At 64.3% G+C, this 24,438-nt stretch carries 27 protein-coding genes; 14 read left to right on the top strand and 13 right to left on the bottom strand.

From position 1 onward, the window contains the following. The first annotated feature begins 17 nt into the window (after positions 1-17). Positions 18-317, top strand: coding sequence for an HNH endonuclease (locus LQ954_RS04200; RefSeq protein WP_227771080.1), 300 nt, complete (start codon positions 18-20; stop codon positions 315-317). Here LQ954_RS04200 and LQ954_RS04195 read toward each other — a convergent pair. The 3 genes from LQ954_RS04195 to LQ954_RS04185 form a co-directional block, all read right to left on the bottom strand. Then, on the bottom strand, positions 314-742 hold the full coding sequence (locus LQ954_RS04195; RefSeq protein ID WP_231022116.1) for a hypothetical protein: 429 nt from the start codon (positions 740-742) through the stop codon (positions 314-316). The genes LQ954_RS04200 and LQ954_RS04195 overlap by 4 nt on opposite strands. 75 nt (positions 743-817) lie before the next feature. Continuing rightward, positions 818-1,606 carry a formate dehydrogenase accessory sulfurtransferase FdhD gene (gene fdhD / locus LQ954_RS04190; protein WP_231022115.1) on the bottom strand — a complete coding sequence of 263 codons (789 nt, stop codon included), beginning with the start codon at positions 1,604-1,606 and terminating at the stop codon, positions 818-820. 40 nt (positions 1,607-1,646) lie between these two features. Then, positions 1,647-2,198, bottom strand: a complete 552-nt coding sequence (locus tag LQ954_RS04185) for a type 1 glutamine amidotransferase domain-containing protein (protein ID WP_231022114.1) — start codon at positions 2,196-2,198, stop codon at positions 1,647-1,649. A gap of 171 nt (positions 2,199-2,369) precedes the next feature. On the opposite strand from LQ954_RS04185, the gene LQ954_RS04180 reads away from it, so the two are divergent. Beyond that, positions 2,370-3,320: a DNA topoisomerase IB gene (locus tag LQ954_RS04180; protein ID WP_227771081.1), complete on the top strand. Its 951-nt coding sequence runs from the start codon at positions 2,370-2,372 to the stop codon at positions 3,318-3,320. Between the two features lie 136 nt (positions 3,321-3,456). After that, the gene (locus tag LQ954_RS04175; RefSeq protein ID WP_231022113.1) at positions 3,457-4,650 is read left to right on the top strand and encodes a mechanosensitive ion channel family protein; all 1,194 of its coding nucleotides are present in this window, start codon (positions 3,457-3,459) and stop codon (positions 4,648-4,650) included. A gap of 11 nt (positions 4,651-4,661) precedes the next feature. Here the strand turns inward: LQ954_RS04175 and LQ954_RS16215 are convergent, their stop codons facing one another. The 4 genes from LQ954_RS16215 to LQ954_RS04155 form a co-directional block, all read right to left on the bottom strand. Beyond that, positions 4,662-5,747 carry a helix-turn-helix transcriptional regulator gene (locus LQ954_RS16215; protein ID WP_231022112.1) on the bottom strand — a complete coding sequence of 362 codons (1,086 nt, stop codon included), beginning with the start codon at positions 5,745-5,747 and terminating at the stop codon, positions 4,662-4,664. 91 nt (positions 5,748-5,838) lie between these two features. Further along, positions 5,839-6,207: a hypothetical protein gene (locus LQ954_RS04165; RefSeq protein WP_231022111.1), complete on the bottom strand. Its 369-nt coding sequence runs from the start codon at positions 6,205-6,207 to the stop codon at positions 5,839-5,841. Positions 6,208-6,219: 12 nt separating this feature from the next. After that, positions 6,220-6,618: an alternative ribosome rescue aminoacyl-tRNA hydrolase ArfB gene (gene arfB, locus LQ954_RS04160; protein WP_231022110.1), complete on the bottom strand. Its 399-nt coding sequence runs from the start codon at positions 6,616-6,618 to the stop codon at positions 6,220-6,222. After that, the gene (locus LQ954_RS04155) at positions 6,611-7,261 is read right to left on the bottom strand and encodes an RluA family pseudouridine synthase (protein WP_231022109.1); all 651 of its coding nucleotides are present in this window, start codon (positions 7,259-7,261) and stop codon (positions 6,611-6,613) included. The genes arfB and LQ954_RS04155 overlap by 8 nt, the downstream gene beginning before the upstream one ends. Positions 7,262-7,308: 47 nt before the next feature. On the opposite strand from LQ954_RS04155, the gene LQ954_RS04150 reads away from it, so the two are divergent. Then, entirely contained in the window at positions 7,309-8,088 is a 780-nt protein-coding gene (locus LQ954_RS04150) for a M15 family metallopeptidase (protein ID WP_231022108.1), read from the top strand. A 120-nt stretch (positions 8,089-8,208) separates the two neighbouring features. Here the strand turns inward: LQ954_RS04150 and wrbA are convergent, their stop codons facing one another. Both wrbA and LQ954_RS04140 read right to left on the bottom strand, forming a co-directional pair. Next, positions 8,209-8,811 (bottom strand): NAD(P)H:quinone oxidoreductase, encoded by a 603-nt coding sequence (gene wrbA / locus LQ954_RS04145; protein ID WP_231022107.1) that lies wholly within the window; start codon positions 8,809-8,811, stop codon positions 8,209-8,211. Positions 8,812-8,895: 84 nt separating this feature from the next. After that, the gene (locus tag LQ954_RS04140; RefSeq protein ID WP_231022106.1) at positions 8,896-9,609 is read right to left on the bottom strand and encodes a pirin family protein; all 714 of its coding nucleotides are present in this window, start codon (positions 9,607-9,609) and stop codon (positions 8,896-8,898) included. 122 nt (positions 9,610-9,731) lie between these two features. Here LQ954_RS04140 and LQ954_RS04135 point away from each other — a divergent pair, with 122 nt between their 5' ends. Then, positions 9,732-10,619, top strand: coding sequence for a LysR family transcriptional regulator (locus LQ954_RS04135; RefSeq protein WP_227770718.1), 888 nt, complete (start codon positions 9,732-9,734; stop codon positions 10,617-10,619). A 10-nt stretch (positions 10,620-10,629) separates the two neighbouring features. Here LQ954_RS04135 and LQ954_RS04130 read toward each other — a convergent pair whose 3' ends face one another. Continuing rightward, positions 10,630-13,131, bottom strand: coding sequence for a TonB-dependent receptor (locus tag LQ954_RS04130; protein ID WP_231022105.1), 2,502 nt, complete (start codon positions 13,129-13,131; stop codon positions 10,630-10,632). A gap of 210 nt (positions 13,132-13,341) precedes the next feature. Here LQ954_RS04130 and LQ954_RS04125 point away from each other — a divergent pair, with 210 nt between their 5' ends. Next, entirely contained in the window at positions 13,342-13,812 is a 471-nt protein-coding gene (locus LQ954_RS04125; protein WP_227770720.1) for an Hsp20 family protein, read from the top strand. 105 nt (positions 13,813-13,917) lie between these two features. On the opposite strand, the gene LQ954_RS04120 is transcribed toward LQ954_RS04125, so the two are convergent. From LQ954_RS04120 to secG, 3 genes are all read right to left on the bottom strand, one after another. After that, on the bottom strand, positions 13,918-14,493 hold the full coding sequence (locus tag LQ954_RS04120; RefSeq protein WP_227770721.1) for an NUDIX hydrolase: 576 nt from the start codon (positions 14,491-14,493) through the stop codon (positions 13,918-13,920). Continuing rightward, complete coding sequence (locus tag LQ954_RS04115; protein ID WP_227770722.1) at positions 14,486-16,120, bottom strand: CTP synthase; 1,635 nt, start codon at positions 16,118-16,120, stop codon at positions 14,486-14,488. Before LQ954_RS04115 ends, LQ954_RS04120 begins: the two co-directional genes overlap by 8 nt. An 85-nt stretch (positions 16,121-16,205) precedes the next feature. Continuing rightward, entirely contained in the window at positions 16,206-16,595 is a 390-nt protein-coding gene (secG, locus tag LQ954_RS04110; RefSeq protein WP_227770723.1) for a preprotein translocase subunit SecG, read from the bottom strand. 206 nt (positions 16,596-16,801) lie between these two features. On the opposite strand from secG, the gene LQ954_RS04105 reads away from it, so the two are divergent. The 8 genes from LQ954_RS04105 (at position 16,802) to eda (ending at position 24,354) form a co-directional block, all read left to right on the top strand. Then, positions 16,802-17,122: a MarR family transcriptional regulator gene (locus tag LQ954_RS04105; protein ID WP_088334508.1), complete on the top strand. Its 321-nt coding sequence runs from the start codon at positions 16,802-16,804 to the stop codon at positions 17,120-17,122. Beyond that, on the top strand, positions 17,109-17,462 hold the full coding sequence (locus LQ954_RS04100) for an SH3 domain-containing protein (protein WP_231022104.1): 354 nt from the start codon (positions 17,109-17,111) through the stop codon (positions 17,460-17,462). The genes LQ954_RS04105 and LQ954_RS04100 overlap by 14 nt, the downstream gene beginning before the upstream one ends. Next, the gene (gene argC / locus LQ954_RS04095; RefSeq protein ID WP_231022103.1) at positions 17,459-18,376 is read left to right on the top strand and encodes an N-acetyl-gamma-glutamyl-phosphate reductase; all 918 of its coding nucleotides are present in this window, start codon (positions 17,459-17,461) and stop codon (positions 18,374-18,376) included. The genes LQ954_RS04100 and argC overlap by 4 nt, the downstream gene beginning before the upstream one ends. Before the next feature lie 66 nt (positions 18,377-18,442). Next, positions 18,443-19,906: a glucose-6-phosphate dehydrogenase gene (gene zwf, locus LQ954_RS04090; protein ID WP_227770726.1), complete on the top strand. Its 1,464-nt coding sequence runs from the start codon at positions 18,443-18,445 to the stop codon at positions 19,904-19,906. A gap of 114 nt (positions 19,907-20,020) precedes the next feature. After that, positions 20,021-20,728 carry a 6-phosphogluconolactonase gene (pgl, locus tag LQ954_RS04085; protein WP_231022102.1) on the top strand — a complete coding sequence of 236 codons (708 nt, stop codon included), beginning with the start codon at positions 20,021-20,023 and terminating at the stop codon, positions 20,726-20,728. 88 nt (positions 20,729-20,816) lie between these two features. Further along, complete coding sequence (gene edd / locus LQ954_RS04080; protein WP_231022101.1) at positions 20,817-22,649, top strand: phosphogluconate dehydratase; 1,833 nt, start codon at positions 20,817-20,819, stop codon at positions 22,647-22,649. Between the two features lie 134 nt (positions 22,650-22,783). Continuing rightward, positions 22,784-23,752 (top strand): glucokinase, encoded by a 969-nt coding sequence (glk, locus tag LQ954_RS04075; protein ID WP_231022100.1) that lies wholly within the window; start codon positions 22,784-22,786, stop codon positions 23,750-23,752. After that, positions 23,749-24,354: a bifunctional 4-hydroxy-2-oxoglutarate aldolase/2-dehydro-3-deoxy-phosphogluconate aldolase gene (eda, locus tag LQ954_RS04070; RefSeq protein WP_231022099.1), complete on the top strand. Its 606-nt coding sequence runs from the start codon at positions 23,749-23,751 to the stop codon at positions 24,352-24,354. The genes glk and eda overlap by 4 nt, the downstream gene beginning before the upstream one ends. The last annotated feature ends 84 nt before the right edge of the window (positions 24,355-24,438 follow it).

Below are 24,438 nucleotides of genomic sequence, written 5' to 3'. Positions count from 1 at the left end.
TCAAACGCAAGATCGCTATGGCTGCAGCGGAGGCTCGCATCGCTCCGCCACCTCCTGCGGAATGCGCGCTGTGCGGCCGCCTGTTTGGCGCGCGGGTCGAGTGGCACCATGTCGTTCCGAAAAGCAAGGGTGGCACTCAGACGGCGCCAGTCCACCCGATCTGCCATCGCGCTATTCACGCCGCGGCGGACAATAACACGCTGGCACGCCTTGCCGATCTGGAGGCGGTGCGAGCACTGCCGGCCATGTCCCGCTTTCTGCGCTGGATTGCAAACAAGCCGCCCGACTTCCACGCGCCGACCCGACGACCGCGCTAGCGCGCCTCGGGCGTTCGGGCGCGTGGCGATCTCGCCAGTCGCCACCAGCTGAAGCCAGTCACCGCCCCGCTCAGGGCTCCTAGCAACGCCGCCCATGTCAGGTCCGGGAGGTCGAACAGCAGCCCCAGAATCAACGCCACCAAGGCTCCCGAGCCGCCCCCGGCACCCGTATAGGTAAAGCCGTTCTCCTTGTTCCACCGCTTCAATAGGCGCGATGTGGGCAATCCGATCATGAGTCCGCCGGCTGTGACGATCGGAACAGCAACGATCATCGGAGAGGCAGCGAGCAAGAAAAGCGATGCGAACTCACGCATGCTGGTGAAGGCACGCGGAATGGCCACCAATGTGAACAGGAGCGACGCGAGCAGATAAGGCGCCGCGCCGGCCAGAGCGCCCAGCAGAACGGATTTGAGGAACGGGCGCATGAAGCGCCCTTACCGCACCGGCTGTCTCGGACAATAAGCGGAAGCAGGCACTAACACGCCGACGGGATCCCACCGTCATCCGCTTGCCAGCAAGGCATCTGCGCGCACCAGTGAACGCAGCGCCAATCCCGCCCCCTCCGCCCGCTCCACGGCAAGCCGGGTGGGAGCCGAAATGGTGGCGAGCATCGGACATCCGGCGAGAACCGCTTTCTCGACCAGTTCGAACGAACAGCGCGAAGTGAGCAGGGCAAAGCCGCCGCCCCACTCCTGCCGCGCAAGCAGCATGGACCCGATCAATTTGTCGAAAGCGTTGTGCCGGCCCACGTCCTCGTACACGGCCCGGATTGCGCCCTCGCGCGTGCAGGACGCCGCTGCGTGAACCGCGCCCGTCTCCGCATTGAGCGGTTGATGATCCCGCAGGGCGTGAAAGGCCGCGAAAACCGCCGCGTCGTCACCATCCCAAGGCTTTGCGGCAGGCAATGGCCGCAGCGCCTGCGCAAGCGTCTCCACTCCGCACAGGCCACATGACGCGTCCGAGCTCCTATGGCGAACCCGTTCGGTGATGCGTTCGGCCACCCGTCTGGCAAGACTGAGCCGGACGAGGATCCCCTCCCCTGTATCATGCACGTCGATACCGCGGAGGTCGTCCACGCCGTCGATCAACCGCTCGCCAAGAGCAAAGCCGGCGGCGAGTTCCTCCACGGCAGCGGGCGTCGCCATCAGCACCGCATAGGCAACGCCGTTGCACTCAATGGCGATTGGCACTTCATCCGCCAGCGCTCGCGACACCGGCACCGCAGGCCCGCTCGCAGGCACTCGCTTGAAGTGGCTTGTGATCGCCGCCGGTCGCACCTCGCTCGTCATGCGCGGCATCGTGCGGCGCGCATGCGTGAGGGACAAGCCGTTATTCGGTGAGTTCATCCTCCAGCGCAGCGATCAGCGCACGGTTGAATGCGGGGATATCGTCCGGCTTGCGACTAGTGATCAGGTTTTCGTCGATCACCACCTCCTCGTCCACGACATTACCGCCGGCATTTTCCAGGTCGGTTCGAACCGACGGCCAGCTCGTGACGCGGCGCCCGTCCACTACGTCCGCTTCCACAAGCAACCACGGGGCGTGGCAAATGGCGGCGACGATCTTGTCGTCATCCATGAACTCACCAACGATCGCTACGGCGCGATCCTCCATGCGCATCTTGTCGGGATTGCCGACGCCGCCGGGGAGCAGCAGCGCATCGTAATCCTCGGTGTCGACTTGATCCAGCGTGAGATCCGGCGTGATGGTGCGCGTCGGGTCCGTGTCCCCCTTCACGCCCTGGATCGGATCGGTCTTGATCGAGGCCAGCGTCACTTGCGCGCCGGCGTCGAGCAGCGCCTGGCGAGGCTCGAACAGTTCAGCATCCTCGAAGCCATCGGTTGCGAGGATGAGCACGCGTGCTTGAGATAGGTCGGCCATGTCGCTGGAACTCCGATATGCAGGTTTCCCTCCATAACCGGCGGGGGACTGGCCCGTTCCGGAACCCGCGCGGCTGCCCACGCATTTCCGGGGATATGTGGAGGTTGCCCAGTGGCGTCGACGAAGATCGTATACCACGACGATGAGGAGCCGGGGATTACCCGGAAGAAGATGCGCCATGGCTGGGCCTATTTCGATCCCCAAGGTAGCCGCATCACCGATCGTGATGAAATTGACAGGCTGAATGCCATCGGCCTGCCGCCCGCGTACCGCGACGCATGGTTCTGCCCGGACCCGGCGGGTCACATTCAGGCCGTCGGCTGGGACGAAAAAGGCCGCAAGCAATATCGCTATCACCCGGAATTCCGCGCCGCGCGGGAGGATGAGAAGTATAATCTGTGCGCCGCGTTTGGCAGGGCGCTTCCCCGGCTTCGCGAGCGGGTTGAGGCCGATCTCAAAACCCGCGGTCATTCCAAGGAAAAGACGATCGCGGCCATCGTCAAATTGCTAGACATCGCGCACCTGCGGATCGGCAACGAGACGTACGCCAAGAGCAACAAGAGCTTTGGGGTCACGACGCTGCGTGATCGGCACGCAAAGATCCGCGGCAGCACGTTGAAGCTTCAGTACAAGGCGAAGTCCGGCAAGCTGCGGATGCTAACCATTACCGATGGCAGCCTCGCCCGCTTTGTGAAGCGGTGCCAGGATCTACCCGGTCAGAAGCTGTTTCAATATGTCGATGACTGCGGGGAAGCTCGCCCGATCACGTCCTCGGACGTAAACGCTTATATCAAGGAAGCGATGGGCGAGGACTTCACCGCCAAGCATTTCCGCACTTGGGGGGCGAGCGTGATCGCGTTCGAAACCCTGGCGCATGCGAAAAAGGACATCAGCCTCAAGACCTTGCTTGCGCCCGTGACGGAACGGCTCGGTAATACCCCTGCTATCGCGCGCAAATCCTACGTCCATCCCGCCTTGATCGCGCTAATCAAGGATGGGCAGGAAGCCTTCCGGAGCGCCTTGCATCTTCCCCGTACCACTCGGTGGCTCAGCCGCGCCGAGCGAGGACTAATCGCCTTTCTGGAAACCGGCGAAAATGGAAGCGCGCGAGAGGCGGCGTGAACGCCGCATCCCGCGAAATCATGAGGGCGCCCGTTCCATGCACGTTCGCCGTCTGCGCATCGACTGACGTACCTCCGGGATCGACAGGACAATCTCCGCTGGCGCAGCGGCTATTTAAATATCGTAGAAGGATCGGATGACAGCGAAGAACAGCGCGGCACCCCTGCCGAAAATATCGGCCGACGACGTTCAGCAGCAGATATCCACCTTCTGGATCTCCAGCGTCGACTGGTTCGGCGCGCATTGGCTGCAAATCGCGATTGCATTGGCGATCGGCACCACCATCGCCCTTGCCCTTTTGTGGCTTCGCGGCCTCGGACCGCGGCTCGCCGGCCGGTCGCACACCGGCAAAGGTTGGTCAGCCGTGTTCGGCCGGGCGATCGAGCGCACCAGCACCTTCTTCATCATCATGGTCGCCGCCCAGTTGGTGGCAGGCTATGCCGATCCACCGGTTATAGTCGCGACCACGATCAACTTCCTCTTCACCCTGGCCGCCGTCTTCCAGGCGGCGACATGGGCACGCGAGTTGATCCTGGGCGCCATCGAGCATCGCACCCGGGCGGAAAACTACTCCGGCGAAGCGCTGATGAACGCGATGGGGCTCATTCGCCTGCTGGTGACCATCGTGGTCTTTGCCATCGCGCTGGTCGTCGTCCTCGACAATCTTGGCGTGAACGTCACCGGCCTTGTCGCTGGTCTTGGCGTCGGCGGCATCGCCATCGGCCTTGCGGCGCAAGGGATCTTTGCCGATCTTTTCGCGGCGCTCGCGATCATCTTCGACCGGCCATTCCGTCGCGGCGATTCGATCACCTACGATTCCAGTTCCGGCACCGTGGAGGAGATCGGCCTCAAGTCCACGCGCATCCGAGGTGTTAACGGGGAGCAGCGGATCATCTCGAACCGCAACCTTCTGGACAAGGAGATCGTCAACAATACGCAGCGCGATCGTCGCCGAACCAAGCTCGCCATCGGTGTCGCCTATGAAACCAGCCGCGATCTGCTGGATCGCCTCCCTCAAATCCTCAAGGAAGAGGTGGAGCGCAACGATCAGGTTTTCGTGCGCGCAGGTTTCGTCAGCTTCGGCGCATCATCGATCGACTTCGAACTCGAATTCGAATCAACGACTGCGGATTACCAGACCGCCTATGATGCCCGGCATGCCGTTGGCCTCGCCATTTACCGCCGTTTCGATGCCGAGGGGATTGCGATCCCCTATCCCACGCAGACCACGTTTACCGCGGCTCCGGACGGCAAACTGATCATGCCCTATCCCGAGGTGCAGGCCGTTCATGAGGTTGCGTCAGCTTCCCGGGATCGTAACGATCCCTGATCGCTGCCTCATCAACTAAGCAGGGCGTGCAGTAGGTGAATGGCCTCCGTTTCCTTCTTCACGCCCAGCTTGGAAAACAACGATCTTAGGTGGCTGCGCAGGGTCTCGCGCGTGATGGCACGCACCGCGCATATCGCTTCTCGTGTTCGCCCTGCCCTCAACAGCATCGCAATCTCCGCCTCGGCCACGGTCAACCCGTAGGCGTCGCGAAGAACCGCAACATCCGCGTCGCTCCCGCCCGGCGGGCGTTTGGCGATCAGGATGGCAAACGGCGCAAAGCCCATATTCCATTCGCGCGACGGCAGGCGGTGCACCTTCAGCATCAACATGCCGGCGGCGTCCGGCGCGGCGACACTGGCAGCGGCAGCCCGGCCCTCCATCACCGCTGTCGTAGCCGACCCGATCCGGCGCTGGGCGCCGGGAGATGAGGCAGTCACACGGCCATCCACCAACTGCAGCGTACCATCTGAAAGCAATTGTTCGGCCGCGCGGCTCATCGCCCGAACGGACATGGACCGATCCAGCACGAAACACGCGACGCTCATCACTTCGAAAGCGCCGGCCACTAGCTGATATCCCTCACGCTCGAGCCCCGCCTGAAGCGACACAGCGGCGGCGGCAGGTGCGCACGCGCTGGCGAATAAGGCGCGCGTCTCTGCGTCCGTGGGCCCGTTTCGATCCGACCGCAAAAGCGCAAAGCCGATCAATCCGTCTGCTTCGACAAGCAGATTGGTCTGGCAACCAAAGGGTATCCGCAGGTCGTTGCACATGTCGAGGTAAGCGTCGTCGGTCAGGTGCGGCTTGATCGCCTCGTATCGGTCTTCCCAGGAAATCGTCCGAGAGGATTGGGTGAGCCCCGCAGCGACACGATAATTGGTCGCCGGCGTCATCAATTCTGCGCGGTCGGCAACAGCATGGGCCGAAGCATCCATGTCGTTGACCCAGTTGAACTCAAGTGAAAAGCTTGGCCCCACACCGATGATCTGAGCATGATCGGAGCCGGTTTCATGCGCGAGACGCTCCAGCACGTCCATCCAACGTGCCGGGTCGACTGCGGCCTCCAGGAACTGGTTCGTTATGTCCTTCGTCCCGGCCACTCACTGCGACTCTGTTGCTTCAACAGAGCGTTACCGTAGCGTCTGCCACTTAGGAAGCGGCGGCGCTGACGTTTCCCTCAGCGCTGTGTGACTACTTTTGGCCGAAGATCCGGTTCATGAACGCGTTCGCCGCCTCACCGATGGCGTCTGCTACCCGGTTGGCGTCCGTGCCACCGGCGCCCGGCCCTTCCTTGGCGGAGTCCGACTTAGAAGAGCTATCATGGTGACGCGTCTGCCGCGCCGCCGCTGCCGCGGCAACGGTCGCCGCCATCGCGAGACCCGAGGCGAGCGCCTGACGCCCTGCGGGGCTGTTGGCCCTGTCGATCAAGGCTTCACCGGCGCGGCGCGCCTCTTTCGGCACTTTCACGCCGCCGATTTCCTTCGGAATTCGGAAGCCGCTCTTCTTGCCTTTTTTCGCCATTGCCGTCCCGCCAGTAGGTGTGTGGGCGATATAATACACGGCGCGACGCGTTCAATAGTCGCGGATCTTCCCGCGTCCCGCCTTCACCGCACCGCGGCCTTTCTTCTCATCGAGCCGCTTGGCCTTGGCCGCGCGCGTCGGCTTTGTCTTCACCCGCCGCGCGTCGCGCTCCTCCGCCTTGGCGAGCAGCTCCGCCAACCGTTCGCGAGCGTCTGCGCGATTGGCTTCCTGCGTGCGGTACCGGCGAGCGGTGAGAACAAGCGTGCCTGACGTCGTAAGCCGGGATCCCGCCAGCAGCTTCAGCCGCCGGTAAGTCTCAGGATGCAGGCCCAGCCGGAACACGTCGACGCGCAGCTGGCACGCTGTCGCCACCTTGTTGACGTTCTGCCCACCGGGGCCGGTCGCCGCGAGGAAACGCTCTTCCAGCGCGTCCTCGGGTACATCAATCATCGAAGCCTACGTCCCGGAACCGAGACGGCCAGGGCGCCTGCGCAGCGGCATCAGGCTTTCCGGGCCGGGGCACGATTAACTCGGCTGCGTGCAGCATCATGCCCGAACGATGACTGCTCCCATAGGTCGGGTCACCCAGGACGGGTATGCCCAGCCCTTCGAGCGCATGGACGCGGATTTGGTGTGTACGTCCCGTCGCCGGTCGAAATTCCACCAGCGCCCGGCCGTCTTGTACCTTGATCACGCGCCATCCCGTGCGCGCCGCCTTGCCCGCCGGGTCGTGGTGCATGCGCCAGCCCTGCTCCGCCGACGAAATCTTCGCCAGCGGCATATCGATCGTCCCTTCTTCGCCTGATGGCACCCCATCGAGAATGGCCAAATAGCGCTTCGTCACGGCACCCGTTTCGAACGCCTGCTGGAACCGCGCGTGGGCCTTGGGATTGCGCGACAAGAGCAGACAGCCGCTGGTATCGCGATCCAGTCGATGCACCGGCTGGGGCCAGCGACGAAAACCGAAGGTGAGATTCGAAAGGTGATTCTCCAGGCTGATCGCGCCGTCGCGCGGCCGATCCACCGGCAGGCCCGCCGGTTTATCGATTATCAACGCCTCGCCATCGAGGAAGAGCACTCGGTCTCCAAGCATGTTACCGCCCTTGCCATCCCGAGCCTCCCGAGGCCAGAGTGACAAGGATGCGCGCTCACTTTCCGCTCCTTGTTCTGCTCGCCGCCGCGCCGGCCGAGGCTCAATTATGCAACGGCGTGAGCGTCGCCATCGGGACTGACGGGCGCGCGCTTGGCCACCTTCCCTATGGCGATGCTGCGCCCGGGACGCTTGTGGCAGTTCCGTCTCACCTCGCGGTCGGCGCATGCCGATTGCGGCCGGAGGTAGCGGCCGATCTCGAACGCCTCATCACCGCCGCCGCTGGCGACCCCGCCGTGCAGGGGCGATTGTACGCTTTTTCATGCCACCGCTCGCTTTCGTATCAGCAAAGCACATTCTGTCGCACACGAGAGAGTGAGAGCGGCGCCGACCGGGCGATCTCAGCGGCGCCGCCCGGGCACAGCGAGCATGCGACCGGCTATGCGCTCGATTTCACCGTTCGCCCGGCTGACGGCTGCCCCGATGCGGAGGCGTGCATGGCCGCGAAGCCGGCCTTCCGCTGGCTCGCGGCGAACGCCACGCGCTTCGGCTTCGAAATGTCTTTCCCGCCCAGCAACAAACAGGGCGTCAAATGGGAGCCATGGCATTGGCGCTGGGTAGGCGTATCCGGCAGCGCGCCCGGAGCCGCTCGCGCCCGCTTCCTGTTCGCCAGAGCGCGCAAGGAGTTTGCCGCTGATCCGGCGGTCGATCCAGCGCCGCTGATCACTCCGCCGCCGGTCGTCCGGACCCTGACCCCGGCAGCACCGGAGGAGCCGAAGAAGGGCAAACGCAAGAAGAAGGACAGGCGCGGGGATCGGACCGTCAGCTAAGCGGCACGGGCGCACAGACCTGCCGTGAGGAACGGCAGGTCTGCGCGAGGCGCTCTTGGGCGCCGGCTCCCGCTACGGCTCACCCGATCCGCGAGGAGCCGTGAGCGAGAAGGTCGACAATCAGGCCGAAAGCTTGGCCGCGGTCTCGGCGATCCGCTTGCCCTGGTAACGGGCGCCGCCCAGGTCGACATCGCTCGGCTGACGGCTGCCATCCCCGCTCGCCAGCGTGGTCGCGCCATAAGGCGAGCCGCCGTGGATCGCCTCCATCGTCATTTGCGCCTGATAGCCATAGTCGAGACCAACGACCGTCATGCCGAAGTGCAAAAGGTTCGTGATGATTGAGAACAGGGTCACTTCCTGGCCGCCGTGCTGGGTGGCGGTAGAGGTGAAGGCGCCGCCGACCTTGCCGTTCAGCGCGCCGCGCGCCCACAGCCCGCCGGCCTGATCGAGGAACGCTGCCATCTGGCTCGGCATACGGCCGAACCGCGTCGGCGCGCCGATAATGATGGCATCGTATTCCGCCAGAGCGTTCACGCCTTCGATCACGGGATGCGAATCATCGACCTGGAAACCGGCAGCGACGGCGACTTCTGCGGGAGCTATTTCCGGCACACGCCGCACGTCGACCTGAGCCCCCGTTTCGCGCGCGCCCTCAGCCACGGCGTCGGCCATTTTGGCGAGGTGCCCGTAGGATGAGTAATAAAGAACGAGAACCTTGGTCATGAATACCTCCTTTTGATTGGCCCGTAGGGAAAAGTGTCGGTGGAAAATGCCGGCCCCGCCCAAGACTGGCGGGGCCGGCTTCATTCATTCGGCGTCGACGAGAACAAGCTCCGAGTCCGCAGTGGCGAGGATCTCATAGGAGCCGCCGCCCAGGGCGACCCCGTCACGCGTCGCTACCGGTTCGCCATCAATCGTAATCGCCCCCGCAGCCGCGACCAGATACGCATGGCGGCCGTCCCCGACCACGTAGGTGACGCGCTCGCCTTGCTTCAACGTCGCACCCATGACCCGAGCATCGGCACGGATCGGCAGCGCGTCGTTATCCTCGGCGAACCCGCTCGCCAGCGTCACGAACCGGCCAGACCGATCGTGCTTGGGAAAGGGCTTCGCACCCCAACTCGGGCTGCCGCCACTGCTCCGCGGGTGGATCCATATCTGGAACAAGGTGGTCGGCTCGCTTTCCAGATTATACTCGGCGTGGCGAACGCCCGAACCGGCGCTCATCACCTGAACGTCGCCGGCTGCGGTACGCCCCCTGTTTCCCATCGAGTCCTGGTGAGTGATCGCGCCACTGCGGACGTAGGTGATGATCTCCATGTCGCTGTGCGGATGTGGGGGAAAGCCCGTCTGCGGCGCGATGGTATCGTCGTTCCAGACGCGGATTGCGCCCCAGCCCATGCGCGCGGGATCGTGATAGCTGGCGAAGCTGAAGTGGTGCCGCGCATCCAGCCAGCCGTGATCGGCATGTCCAAGGGTTGCGAAGGGCCGAATGTCGATGTGAGTGCGAGTGTCGGTCATGATGAACCTCCGTCTGTTGCAACACAGGTAAGAGCGTTGGTTCGCCACATAAACAGAAACGATTGAAACGGATTGTTTCTACCTGTAAGCAGGCGGCGGTAGAGACAGCGAGTACCGCCTTTATGCGCCTGCCCGATCTTGAAGCCTGGGCCATCTTCGCCACGGTGGCCGAGCACCGCTCCTTCACTGCTGCTGCCGAGGCGCTCGGGCTGAGCAAGGCCACGATCTCGAAAGCCATCTCCCGGCTTGAGGCTGATCTTGGCCAGTCGCTGTTTCACCGAACCTCGCGCCGCCTGGCATTGACCGAGGCAGGACGGCCGCTGGCCGAACATGCGGCCATGATCCTTGCCTCGGCGCACGCGGCGGAGGAGGCCGCGCGTGACGCAGCTCACGCCCCCACGGGCCGGATCCGCCTTGCCGCTCCGATGACCTTCGGCGTCAGCAAGGTTGCCCCTCTCCTCACCAATTTCCTCGCCGCCCATCCCGGCATTGAGGTCGAACTTCACTTGTCCGACGCGCGGGTCGACATCGTCGCGGAGGGTTTCGATATTGCGCTGCGCATCGCGGATTTGCCCGACAGCTCGCTGCGAGCACGCCGGCTCTGCTCCATCCAATCCTATCTCGTGGCAGCGCCGGCCTATCTGGAACGGCACGGCACGCCGACGCATCCGGGCCAGCTCGGTGATCACCAGCTGCTCGGGTACACGAACCTCATTGGCCCATGGCGTTTCCGTGGTCCCGGCGGAGCGGAAATTTCGGTCAAGGCTCAAGGCCCGCTGGCGGCCAATAGTGGCGAAGCGCTGATCCCCGCGCTTGTCGGCGGGCTCGGAATAGCGCGCCTGCCCGCCTTCATCCTGGGGAATACGCTCCGCGATGGAGCCGTGGTGGAGCTGCTGCCGGACTGGCGCCCGGAGCCGATCGGTTTGCACCTTCTGACACCGCCCAGCCCGCTACGCCCCGCCAGAGTGGAGGCGTTGATCGCGTATCTCAGCGATCATTTGCGGGACTGAGCGACACCAATCAGAACCGCGCTGACAGGGTCACGCCGTAAGTACGCGGATCGCCCGGCTGGCCGACGATGAGGCCAGTTGACCCGGACTGAGTGGCAAGCAGCTCGAAATAATCCTCGTCGAACGCATTGCGCAGCCAGGCGAAGACATTCAGCCCATCGTCATTCTTGAAGCCCAACCGGAAGTTCGACAGGGCGTAGCCATCCACCCAGGTATAGCGCGACGGCGACGGGTTCGACGAGAACCGCGAACGGTAGCTGCCGTCATAGCCGATATACACCTGGCCTGACAGGCCACCGATCTGGGTCGGGATGCCATATTCGGCGCCATAGCTGAACGCCCATTTGGAAACGCCCGGCAGCACTTGTCCGGAAATGTTGCAGGATTGCGGGCTGATCCCCCCCGGCGTGCCCGGCGCGCTCGCCGCCTGCCCCGCCGCGGCCGTCGTACCACCCGACAGTTCCGGCGGGCACGGTGCGTCCACAAAGCGGACGTATTTGGCGTCAGTATAAGCGCCGTTGACGTACAGGTTCAGCCCGTCGAACGGCCGAAACGCGCTATCCACCTCGACGCCCCGCGTGCGCACCTTGCCGGCATTGGCGAGATAGCCGCGCAGAACGCCCACTTGCTGGTTGTTCACCGTCGCCTGATAATCGTCGATCTCGGTCCAGAATGCGGCGACGTTCACGGTCGCACGCCGGTCCCAGAACTGCGTCTTCAAGCCCAGTTCGAAATGGTTCACCGTCTCTGGATCGATCGTCTGAACCGCCAGGATCGGATTGTTCGCGCCGTCCAGCGGAAGCCCGGACAAGTTGATCCCACCGGACTTATAGCTGTGGGCATAGGTGGCATAGTAATGGATGTCCGGCGCGAACTCATAAGACACAGTGATGTCGCCGGAGATATTCCAGTTGTCGAACTCGGGCCTGTAGCTCTGGGGGGCAAGAACACCGCGTTGATCGTTGGTCAGCGTCGTGCTGCCGGCTCCGGTCGTGACCGTGGCGATATATTGCCCTTCTTTCTTGTCGTAATTGACGCGCAGGCCTGGTGCGATCTCCAACTGCTCCGTGGGCCGCCAGGTCAGCTTGCCGAACAGCGCAGCCGATGTGTTCTTGAAGCTGATCTGGTTGCGTGACGTGAGGCCGTTCAGGATAGCCGGGTTGCAGGCTGCCGCCGTCGCGGTGGCGCAACCATTCGGGCCAAACGGCGGGTTGCCGGGATTGAGCAGGAAGCGGCTCGCGGCCGGGCCCTGCACCTGCAGGCCCTGGGTATCCAGCGTCTGATAAAAATAGAACGCGCCGACGGTGTAATCGACGGACCCCTTGGTATCCGAGGCGAAGCGCAGTTCCTGCGTGAACTGGCTCTGCTGAGACGGATTGGCGGAAACTGGCGTCACGGGAAGGCCAATGAAGTCGCGATCATTGGACGGACCCCAATGCCAGAAACGCCACGCCGTTACCGACGTCAGCGTTCCCGCTCCCAAGTTCCAGTTCGCCAGCGCCGACGCACCGCCAAGCTCCTGCTTGGCTTGCAGGTCGGTGTCGACATCCGTCAGCCGATCAAACGCATTGGTCGAAGGGGGGGCATAGCCGAATGCCGCGGCAAGTGCCGCATATTGGCGTGCCAGCGGCCGCTGCGTGGCGCCCACCCGGGCATAATATTGCACGCAGCAATTCGGGTTCTGCCGGTTGTAGTCGGCATAAAGCGTCACATCGAAGTTGGGCGCTGCCTGGAACAGCATCTGACCGCGCAGGCCGATATTGTCCTGACTGTTCTGCCACTCACGCTGCAGCGTGTTGTAAACCGTGCCGCGGCGGGTGGTCACCGATCCTGAAATGCGCGCGGCGACCACATCGTCCACCAGCGGCCCCGAAAGCGAGAACTTGCCCTGGAAGAACTCGTAGTTGCCGCCGGTCACTTCTACGCGCGCTTCGGTCTCGAAGCTCGGCTTACGCGTCGTGATGTTGATGGCGCCGGCGGTCGTGTTCTTGCCATAGAGCGTGCCTTGCGGCCCGCGCAGGATCTCGATCCGCTCCGTGTCGGTGAAGTCGAACGTCGCGGACGCGATGCGGCTGTAATAAACCTGGTCGACATAGATGCCGACACCTTGCTCGATGCCGTCGTTCGTCAGACCGAACGGCGCACCCAATCCGCGGATATTGGCAGCCGAATTGCGCGGATTGGTGGAATAGAATTGGAGCGAGGGTTGCAGCTGCGTCAATCGGTTGACGTTGTACGCGCCAGTCTCCGCCAATGCCGTGCCGCCAATAACCGACATGGCGATCGGCACGTCCTGCACCGTCTCTGCCCGGCGCCGCGCGGTCACGACGATGTCACCGCCCCCTTGCTGGGCCGGCCCCAGGCGCCCGACCTCCTCCGCTGGCTCCCCAGGCTGATCGGCTGGCGTTTGGCCCGCCTGATTGGTGGAGACTTGGCTTTGCAATTCCACCGGCTGCTGACCGGCCTCGGCAGCGGCGGCCTGAGCGAGAATGATGGCAAGAGTTATCGACATGGTCGCCCCCTAAGAAGAGCATGCCTTCTCCCATCGGAAAAGTAGGGAATCAATACCCCATCAGCCTAGTGGATTTTGATCTCGCCTCTTGAAAAGTCACTTGACCTTACCAGATTTCCCCGCGTGCGGTGCCGCGTACGGGCCGCACAGACGGTGACGTGGCAACATGCACGCCGCCGCTTTTCAACTCGCTCAATGGAGGAATTGAAGATGCGTCTGGACCTTACCCCCTATCGCCGCTCGACCATCGGCTTCGATCGTCTGTTCGACCTTATTGAGGCGAATGCCCGCTCGTCGTCCGAAAACTATCCGCCCTTCAATCTCGAGCGTCTTGCCGAGGATCGTTACCGTATCACGCTTGCCGTGGCCGGCTTCTCCCGCGACGAGATCGAGATCACGGCGCAGCAGAACCTTCTGCTCGTTGCCGGCAAGAAGGACGATAAGGCGACCGGCCCGAACTTCCTGCATGTCGGCATTGCGACCCGCAGCTTTGAGCGCCGCTTCGAACTCGCTGATTTCGTGTTCGTTGAGGATGCACGGCTGAACGACGGTCTGCTCGTGATCGATCTGGTGCGCGAAGTGCCTGAGGCGATGAAGCCGAAGACCATCTCGATCAAAAGCGGCTCGAAGCCGACTGTGGTTGAGGACAAGCGTGACGAGAACGAGGCGCAAGCCGCCTAACTGCTCGGCGCCTCTTTGCTCCCTTTCGAGGCGTCGTGGGGCGTCCGGGCCGATGGGCCCGGGCGCCTTCATCTTTTCCGAACACCCGCGCCGCCTCTGGCGGCATCAGCGCTCACTGCTCCAACGAGCCGGCAATGCCATAGCGAGCGCGGCGACATGCATGGCTTGTACAATCCCCCCCGACCGCGCGATCGCCAGTGCTTGGGGCACCGGGACCGCGGAAAGCCGCAGGCGCTCCGTCGGCTCGTCCTTTGGCTCGGCGAGCTTACTGACGCCGCTGGCGAGTAGCGCGTAGCAGCGGTTCGACTGATTGGCGGGATTGGGCGCCAGGGTGGCGACAAGCGTCCACTCGCCGCCGCCATAGCCTGTTTCCTCGATAAGCTCGCGTTGCCCGGCCGCAACAGGGTTTGCATCGTCCGGATCGATGGCACCGGTCGGCAGCTCGCGACTCGTGATGCCCCATCCGTGGCGATATTGATCGACCAGCAGCAATCGGTCGTCTTCATCGATCGCGACCACGATCGCCCAGTCGGGGTGCTCCGTAATGAAGAAGGGGGCGATCCGCACCCCTTCCGCGGTTACGCAATCGTCTGCGCGCACCCGAAGCCAGGGATCATCGATCACCCGGCGGGAGGACACGACCTGCCACGGCGGCAGGTCGCCTTCTTCCTGTTCAGACAAGCCGGCTCTGCTTCACCGCAGCGCCAATGAAGCTGGCGAACAGCGGGTGCGGGTCGAACGGCTTCGACTTCAGTTCGGGATGGAACTGCACGCCAACGAACCAGGGATGGTCCGGCCGCTCGACGATCTCGGGCAGCATGCCGTCTGGCGACATGCCCGAAAACACCAGGCCGCCCTTCTCCAGCGCGTCCTTGTAAGCGGTATTCACTTCGTAGCGGTGACGATGCCGCTCATGGATGGTGGTGTCGCCGTAGATCGAGGCAACGACGCTGTTCCCGGCGAGCTTCGCCTCATAGGCGCCAAGCCGCATCGTGCCGCCAAGATCGCCTTCCGCTTCGCGCTTCTGCAGCCCGTCGCGGCCCATCCACTCGGTAATCAGGCCGACCACTGGCTCCGTGGTGGGGCCGAACTCCGTGGAGGATGCTTCCTTGATGCCGGCGAGATCACGCGCGCCCTCGACGCACGCCATCTGCATCCCGAAGCAGATCCCGAAATACGGGATCTCACGCTCCCGCGCGAAGCGGACGCTGGCGATCTTCCCTTCGGCACCGCGCTCGCCAAAGGCGCCGGGCACGAGAATGGCGTCGCACGGCTCAAGCTGCGCCGCGATCTCCGCGTCGTCATTCTCGAACAGTTCCGCGTCGATCCAGCGGATATTAACCTTCACCTTGTTGGCGATGCCACCGTGGACCAGCGCTTCGTTGAGCGACTTATAGGCGTCTTGCAGGCCGACGTATTTGCCGACCACGCCCACCGTCACTTCGCCTTCCGGATTGGTCAGGCGGTCCACGATCTCGGTCCAGCGCGACAGGTCCGGCGGCGAAGACGGCGTGATGCCAAAGGCGCGCAGCACCTCCGAGTCGAGGCCCTCGGCGTGATACTGAAGCGGCACCGCATAGATGCTCTTGGCATCCAGCGCCGGGATGACGGCGCCTTCCGGCACATTGCAGAACAGCGCGATCTTCGCGCGTTCGGACGGCGGCAACGGCTTTTCGCAGCGGCAGACCAGCACATCGGGCTGAACGCCCAATGCCGCCAGCTCGCGCACCGAATGCTGGGTCGGCTTCGTCTTCAGCTCACCGGCTGCCGCGATATACGGCACCAGCGTCACGTGAACGCTGATGGCGTTGCCACGGCCTACTTCGTTCTTCAGCTGCCGAATCGCCTCGATGAACGGGAGCGACTCGATGTCGCCCACGGTGCCGCCGATCTCGCAAAGCACGAAGTCCAGATCGTCCGTCTGATCGCGCGCGAACGCCTTGATCGCGTCGGTAACGTGCGGGATCACCTGAACCGTCGCACCCAGATAATCACCGCGACGTTCGCGCTGAATGATCTGTTGATAGATCCGGCCAGAGGTCACGTTGTCGCTCTGCCGCGCAGCCACGCCGGTGAAGCGTTCATAGTGGCCAAGGTCGAGATCGGTCTCCGCCCCATCGTCGGTCACATAGACTTCGCCATGCTGGTACGGGCTCATCGTGCCCGGATCGACGTTCAGGTAAGGATCGAACTTGCGGATCCGCACGCGATAACCGCGCGCCTGCAGGAGAGCCGCGAGGCTCGCCGCCATAAGACCCTTGCCGAGCGAGGAGACCACGCCGCCGGTGATGAAAATGAACCGCGCCATGGGAATATCGGATTAGCCTCTAACATGCACAAAGGACAAGCGCCCGCGTTACCACGGGCGCTACGAAACCGGCGAACCGGGTGGATCAGCGGGCGAGCGGAACGCCGTTGTCGGCCGGTGCTGCCTGATTGGCCGCTGCTGCGGCTGCGGCCGCTTCCGCGCCGGACAGTGCCGCGCCATCTGCCTGCGGCTGCGGCGCGGTCTGGCTCACCGGCGCGGTCCGCTCCAGCGACGTGTCGACGCTAGTGCCGCCGCGCGTCGCTGCCAGTACCGCCAGCGTGATCGACAGGACAACGAACAGCGCCGCCAGCACGGACGTCGCGCGGGTCAGGAAATCCGCCGCGCCGCGTGCTGACATCAGGCCGGACGGGCTGCCGCCGCTGGTAAGCCCGCCGCCTTCCGACCGCTGCATCAGGATCACCGTCACGAGGGCGGCTGCGATGATCGCCTGAACGACGAGAAGGAAGGTGAACATGCTGAACCCGATATGATGCCGGCCCTGCCGGCGGATGCGCGCACATAGGGCGCACCAGCCCGGCGATCAACCGTCGTGGATTTCGTGACAGTACTGAAACCAGCCGCGCGGGCAGACGTTATCAGTCGCGAATGGCACGCATCAGCGGCCTGGTATCCGGATGACGCATCGTGGCAAGCTTGGCGAATTCCGATCTTAGTTCGTGGATGAACACCCTGGTGGACTATGTCCGCTCGGGGGAACCCGATCTGACCAACCGGCAAATGGCATTGCTGCTGGTGGTTTACCTGAAGCCAGGGCCCCATACTGTCCGCGGATTGGCTCGGATATTGAACGTTTCGAAACCGGTTGTGACACGCGCCTTGAACAGACTTGGTGCGCTCGGCTATCTGCGCCGCCAACGCGATGATAGCGACAAGCGCAACATCTTCGTCGCGCGCACTTCCGAAGGGGCAAATTTTCTTGAGGAGTTCGGCCAGTTTCTCGGCGACGGCGAGCAGCCCGTCCCCGCTCGTGCCACCGCATAAGACGTTCGCGCTCGTCGGAAGATCACGTGCGCTTGATCCGACGCGCCACGCGGTACGCGGTGATCTCGCCGACGTTCGCCTCGCCGATCAGGTGTTTGCGCCACATTATGCTGCGCCGCTGGTCCGGTCCGTCGTGGCAGCGGCGCCGCTTCGCGCCGCGCGCACGCCTGACTCCGACGTGCTCGTCTCATTGACTCCCGGTGACACGTTTGAGCTGCTCGACGTGACCGGAGACCTCGCCTGGGGCGTGGCGCCGGTCAGCGGCTTCGTCGGCTATATCAAAGCCGATGTGCTTGGCCTCGGCGCCGCTGACGGCAATACCTTGGGCGATGCGGCATGACGGCAAGCATCTTCATCGATGGCGCCGCCGGCACGACAGGTCTCGAAATCCGCGAGCGGCTGGAGCCGCGCACGGATCTGACGCTGGTTACCCTGCCGGAGGATCGGCGCAAGGATGCAGACGCTCGCCGCGAAGCGATCAACGCCGCTGACGTGGTCATTCTCTGCCTGCCGGACGATGCCGCGCGCGAGGCAGTGGCGCTGATCGACAATCCCGACACGCGGGTGATCGACGCGTCCAGCGCGTTCCGGGTGGCTGACGGCTGGACCTATGGCTTCCCGGAGCTTGGCTTCGACGTTGCCGCCGCGGATCGGGTATCCAATCCGGGCTGTTACCCGACCGGGTTCCTTGCGCTGGTGGCGCCATTGGTGCGCGCAGGCGTCCTGCCGGCAGATTGGCCGCTCACCGTCAATGCGGTGTCCGGCTACTCCGGTGGCGGCAAGGCGCTGATCAACCGCTTCGCCGACGAGCCGGATCTCGCCTTCCGGGGCTATGGCTATTCGCTAGAGCACAAGCATGTGCCGGAGATGCAGCGTCACGCTGGGCTGGTGCATCCGCCCTTGTTCGCGCCTTCGGTGGCGCGCGCGTTTCGCGGCATGATCGTCGAAGTGCCGGTGCCGCTCGCCGCGCTGCCTACGGCACCGTCGCGCTCCGCAATGTTGGACGCGCTGCACGCCACGTTTGACGCTGCGCCGCTCATTACCGTTCATGATGATCAGCCCGATGAGTTGCTGATGCAGGTCGACGCCGCGCCGAATGATCGCCTGGACCTGTGGGTGTTCGCCGATCCGGCCGGCCGTCAGGCGCGCCTTGTCGCGATGCTGGACAACCTCGGCAAGGGCGCGTCGGGGGCTGCGGTGCAAAACCTCAACCTGATGATCGGCGCTGATCCGCTCGCTGGCCTGGTTTACTGAACCGGAGCAGCGACGCGATCTGCCGGCGCCCATAGCCGCAGCGACAAGTCAGAAGGAGGAGCACCCATGCAGCGCAATCCCGTGGGTAAACTATTGTTGTTCGGCGCAACGGGCGACCTCGCCCAGCGCATGCTGCTGCCTTCGCTCTATGGCCTTCACGCGGACAAGCTGCTCCCGGAAGGGCTCACCATCACCGGCACGGCCCGCTCCGATCACGACGACGAAAGCTTTCGCGACTTCGCGAAAAAGGCGCTTGAGGAATATCTCCCGAAGGATCGTAAGGACGCGGATGCGATCCAGTCCTTTCTCGGCCGCCTGCAATATCAGGCGCTCGATGCCACGACGATCGAGGGCTATGCTGCGCTGGCCAAGAAGGTCGGCGACGTCTCCGGCGGCTTGGCGATCTTCCTATCCACTGCCCCGTCCCTGTTTGAACAGGTAATCCGCGGGCTGGAAAGCGCTGGCCTTGCCGGAGAGACGGTGCGCATCGGCTTGGAAAAGCCGCTCGGCTATGATCTCGCTTCCAGCCGGGAGATCAACGATTGCGTGGCCACCGCCTTTCCGGAGGAGCGCACGTTCCGCATCGACCATTATCTCGGCAAGGAGACGGTGCAGAACATCCTCGCGCTGCGCTTCGGCAATTCTTTCTTCGAGCCGGTGTGGAATGCCCAGGGCATCGACAATGTCCAGATCACCGTCAGCGAGACGGTCGGCCTGGAGGATCGCGCTGGCTATTACGACGACGCCGGCGCCTTGCGGGACATGGTCGCAAACCACATCCTGCAGCTCGTCGCGCTGATCGCGATGGAGCCCCCCGCGCGCTACGACGTCACTGAGATCCGCGACGAAAAGGCCAAGGTCTTCCGCTCGCTGCGCCAGTTGAAGCCGGAGGAAGTGCCGCAGAACAGCGTCATCGGCCAATATGTCGGCGGCGCGGTAAAGGGTGAGATCGTCAAGGGCTATGACGAGGAACTCGGCCGCGATTCGAACACGGAGACGTTCGTCGCGCTGAAGGCGCATGTCGATAACTGGCGCTGGCAAGGCGTGCCCTTCTACCTGCGCACCGGCAAGCGGATGCCCACCCGGCGCAGCGAGATCGCCATCCAGTTCAAGCCCGTGCCGCATTCCATGTTCTCGGGCCGTGGTGGGCTGCTGCAGCCCAACATGCTGATCATCCGCCTACAGCCGGAAGAATATATTCAGCTGCTGGTGATGGCGAAGGAGCCGGGTCTGGACCGCGAGGGCATTCGCCTGCGCGAAGTGCCGCTGAACCTCAGCTTGGATGCCGAATTCGCCGGCAAGCGTCGCCGCATCGCCTATGAACGCCTGCTGCTCGATCTCATCGAGGGCGATCAAACCCTGTTCGTCCGCCGCGACGAGGTGGAGGCCCAGTGGACCTGGATCGACGCTATCCGCGAGGGCTGGAAGGCGAACGACATGAAGCCGAAGCATTATAGCGCCGGCACCTGGGGCCCCGCCGCTTCGATCGCCTTGACCGAGCGCGACGGCGTCAGCTGGCAGGACGATTGATAAACTAGCCCGTCATGCCGGCCTGGTGCCGGCATCCACCGCGCCGCATACCCGCGGCCGGTGGAGTTGCGGACGGGTCGATGCCGGGGCAAGTCCGGCATGACGGAGAAGAACATGAGCGAAGAAATCGAATGGTGGGAATATGACGACGCCGCGGAGATGGCTGAGGCTGTCGCTGGCGACGTACAGTTCATCATCGAAAGTGCTATCGATGCGCGTGGCGCAGCGGTCATCGCGCTGCCAGGCGGCAAGACGCCGATCCCGATCTATCAGAAGCTGGCCGCTGCCAAGCTCGACTGGAAGCGTGTCACGATCGTGCCGACCGACGAGCGCATCGTGCCGCTGGGCGATCCGCTCAGCAACGTGACGCTGATCGGCAAAACCTTCATCCCGAAGGGCGCGCGCGTCATCCCGATCGTGCCGCAGGCGACCGCGGACTATAAGGCTGCCGGCCGCTCCGCCGATGCGCTGATGCAGGATCTGCACTGGCCGCTGGACCTTTGCCTGCTTGGCGTCGGCGCGGACGGGCACACCGCCTCGATCTTCCCCGGCCCCGATTTCGACGAGGCGCTGAACGGCCCGCGTGAGCGCCGCGCACTCGGCGTGATGCCGGAGCCGCTTCCCGAAGAGGCTCCGGTACCCCGCGTCACCTTGTCGCGCGCTGGCATCATTTCCGCCAAGGCGCTGATGATCGCCGTCACCGGCGCGAAGAAGCGCAAGGTGCTGGAGGACGCCATCGCTCAGGGCGCCGGTTCCGCCTATCCCATCGGCCGCGTGCTGGCGGATGCAGAGCTGCCGGTCGACATCCACTGGGCGGAATAGCCGAACTTCACGCGATCTGGACCGTTCATTCCGGGCGGGGCGGACACATGTTTCGACACGCTGGGGATGAACGGAGTAGAGTATCGACATGCCTTTGAACGCTACCGTCTCCGCCGTTACTGACCGGGTGATCGAGCGCTCGCGTGAAAGCCGCGGGCGCTATCTCGATCTGCTCACTCGCGAGCGAGACCAGTGGATCGGTCGGCCGATGCTGGGCTGCGCGAACCTCGCCCATGCCTATGCCGGAACGGAGGAAGATCGCCCCGCGATGAAGGCCGGCGGCGGGATGAACATAGGCGTTGTAACCGCTTACAACGACATGCTCTCCGCCCATGCCGTCTATTATCGCTATCCCGAGCAGATGAAGATCTGGGCGCGTGAGGTCGGCGCGACGGCGCAGGTGGCCGGCGGCGTGCCGGCGATGTGCGACGGCGTGACGCAGGGTTATGCCGGCATGGAGCTGTCGCTGTTCAGCCGCGACACGATCGCACTGGCGACCGCCATCGCCCTAAGCCACGGGACGTTCGAAGGCGCATTGCTGCTGGGCATCTGCGACAAGATCGTGCCCGGCTTGCTGATGGGCGCACTGCGCTTCGGTCACTTGCCGATGCTGCTGGTCCCCGGTGGCCCGATGCCCTCCGGCCTCCCCAACAAGGCGAAGGCCGCGGTACGCGAACGCTATGCCAGCGGTGAGGCGAGCCGGGAGGAACTGCTCGACAGCGAGATCGCGGCCTACCACACCCAGGGCACCTGCACCTTCTTCGGCACGGCGAATACCAACCAAATGATGATGGAGGTCATGGGCCTCCACATCCCAAACGCCGCCTTCGTCAATCCAGGCACGAAGCTCCGCCAGGCATTAACCCGCGCGGCCGTTCATCGGGTCGCCGAACTCGGCTGGCGCGGCAACGATTATCGGCCGATCGGCCACTGCGTCAATGAGCGCGCGATCGTGAATGCGGCGGTCGGCCTGCTCGCGACCGGCGGCTCGACCAACCACCTGCTTCACTTGCCTGCGATCGCCCGCGCCGCCGGGATCGTGATCGATTGGGAAGACCTTGATCGCCTGTCCAGCGCGGTGCCGCTGATCGCGCGGGTCTATCCCAATGGCGCGGCCGACGTGAACGGCTTCGAGGCTGCCGGCGGCATGGCGTTCGTGATCCGCGAGTTGCTCGCGAGCGGGCATCTCCACGGCGACATCCTCACTGCCGGAAGCAATTCGCTTGCCGATGCTGCGGCGAAGCCGGTCCTCGAGAATGACGCGCTCGTCTGGCGCGATCCGGGGCCAAGCGGAGACAACACGATCCTGCGCATGCCGGCCGATCCGTTCGCGCCCGATGGTGGCATGCGGATCCTCGCCGGCAATATCGGCCGCGCCTGCATCAAGGTGTCTGCCGTGGAGCGTGACCGCTGGATCGTCGAGGCGCCCGCACGCGTGTTTGCCGACCAGGCCGAGGTGCTCGCCGCCTTCCAGAATGGCGAGCTCGATCGTGATGTGGTGGTGGTGGTCCGCTTCCAGGGGCCGCGCGCCAACGGCATGCCGGAACTTCACAAGCTGACGCCGCCGCTCGGCGTGCTGCAGAACAAGGGCTACCGGGTCGCGCTGGTTACCGATGGCCGCATGTCGGGCGCGTCGGGCAAGGTGCCGGCCGCGATCCATGTCTCGCCCGAGGCATTGCCGGGCCCGGATGGCGTCGGCGGCGCCATCGGCCTCATTCGCGACGGTGATCTGATCCGAGTCGATGCTGTCGCCGGCACGCTCGATGCGCTGGTGGATGCGCAGGAATGGGCCGCGCGCACGCCCGCGGAGGCGCCGCCGGCTGCCAGCGGCTTCGGGCGCGAGCTGTTCAGCATGTTCCGTGGCCTTTCCGATGAGGCGGAGCGCGGCGCGTCCGCAATGCTGGCGGCGGCCGGCCTGTAGGGAAATCGCGGCTGCTCTTGTCGGCTGAATGGCCAACGGAGCGATAGACGGCGCATAAGCAACGAACGGGCCGGCTGCGAGAGACTGCCCCCTCTCCCCGGCCCTCTCTCTGTGGTGGGGAGAGGGAGAAGAAGATGGAACTGGTAACGGTCGATATCGGCGGCACGCACGCCCGCTTTGCCATCGCCGAGGTGGAAAATGGCCGCGTTCTCTCGGTTGGCGAGCCCGTCACCCTGAAAACGGCGGAGCATGCAAGCCTTCAGACCGCGTGGCAGTCGTTCGAGAAAAAGCTCGATCGGCCGATCCCGCGTGCCGCCGCCATTGCGGTCGCTTCGCCCATCACCGGCGACGTCATCCGCCTGACCAACAACCCCTGGGTAATCCGCCCGTCGTTGATCCCGGAGCGGCTGGGCGCGGAAACCTACACGATCATCAATGATTTCGGCGCGATCGGCCATGCTGTGGCGCAGCTGCCGAACGAGCATTTCGATCATTTGTGCGGCCCGAACGTGGCACTTCCCGCGAAGGGCGTCACCACCATCTGCGGGCCGGGCACGGGGCTTGGCGTCGCTCAGGTGTTCAAGACCGACAGCCGCTACCATGTCCTTCCCACGGAGGGGGGCCATGTCGACTATGCTCCGCTGGACGGCATCGAGGACGCGATTGTGAGGCGCCTCCGCCGCACCTTCACCCGCGTCTCCGCTGAGCGGATCTGCGCGGGGCCGGGCATCGTCGCCATTTACGAAACCCTGGCGGAAATGGAGGGACGGTCTGTTCCCACCCGCGACGACAAGAAAATCTGGACCGAGGCGCTCGACGGCACCGATTCGATCGCGCTCGCCGCGCTTGACCGCTTTTGCCTCGCGCTTGGCGCGGTCGCAGGGGACCTAGCGCTGGCGCATGGCGCGAATGGCGTCGTGATCGCCGGCGGTCTTGGCCTTCGCATCAAGGACAAGCTGATCCGCTCCGGCTTCGATCAGCGGTTCGTCGCCAAGGGTCGGTTCCAGTCCATGATGGCCGGCCTTCCGGTAAAGCTCATCACTCATCCGCAGCCGGGCCTGTTCGGCGCCGCGGCTGCCTTCGCTCAGGAGCATACGGCATGACCACCATTGGCGAGATCATGCAGACCAGCGCAGTAATTCCCGTGCTCGTCATTGATGACGTGGCAAGTGCACGCCCGATCGCGCAAGCGCTTGTCGCCGGCGGGCTCAAGGTGCTGGAGGTGACATTGCGCACCCCGGCGGCGCTGGATGCCATCCGCGAGATGAAGCAAGTGCCGGGTGCCATCGTCGGTGCCGGCACGGTGGTATCAACGGCGCAGTTCCAGGAAGTGATGGATGCCGGCGCCGAGTTCATCGTCTCCCCCGGCCTCACGGAGCGGCTCGCCGATCCGATCATCGCCAGCGGCATCCCTTACCTTCCCGGCGTCGCCACGGCGGGGGACATCATGCGCGGGCTCGATCTCGGCCTAACGCACTTCAAGTTCTTCCCCGCGGAAACCTCGGGCGGGCTGAAGGCGCTGAAGGCACTTGCCGCCCCGTTCCACCAATGCCGCTTCTGCCCGACCGGCGGGATCACCGAAGCCAGTGCCCACGACTGGCTGGCCTTCGATCCGGTGCTTTGCGTTGGCGGCAGCTGGGTTGCGAGCGGCACCCCGGCGGACATCGAGGCCAAAGCCCGCGCAGCGGCAGCGCTGCGGCCGTAGACGGGAAGCGGCTAGACGAACCCGCCGCTTCGCCGACGCGGTCCCGTCATCCCCACTTGCGCCGGAATGACGGGACCCCGCCAC

It is taken from the genome of Sphingomonas sp. IC-11, assembly GCF_021043365.1.
Taxonomy (GTDB): Bacteria; Pseudomonadota; Alphaproteobacteria; order Sphingomonadales; family Sphingomonadaceae; genus Sphingomonas.
The sequence above is the reverse complement of the archived record's forward strand: the minus strand, read 5'-3'. Positions and strand labels throughout refer to the sequence as shown.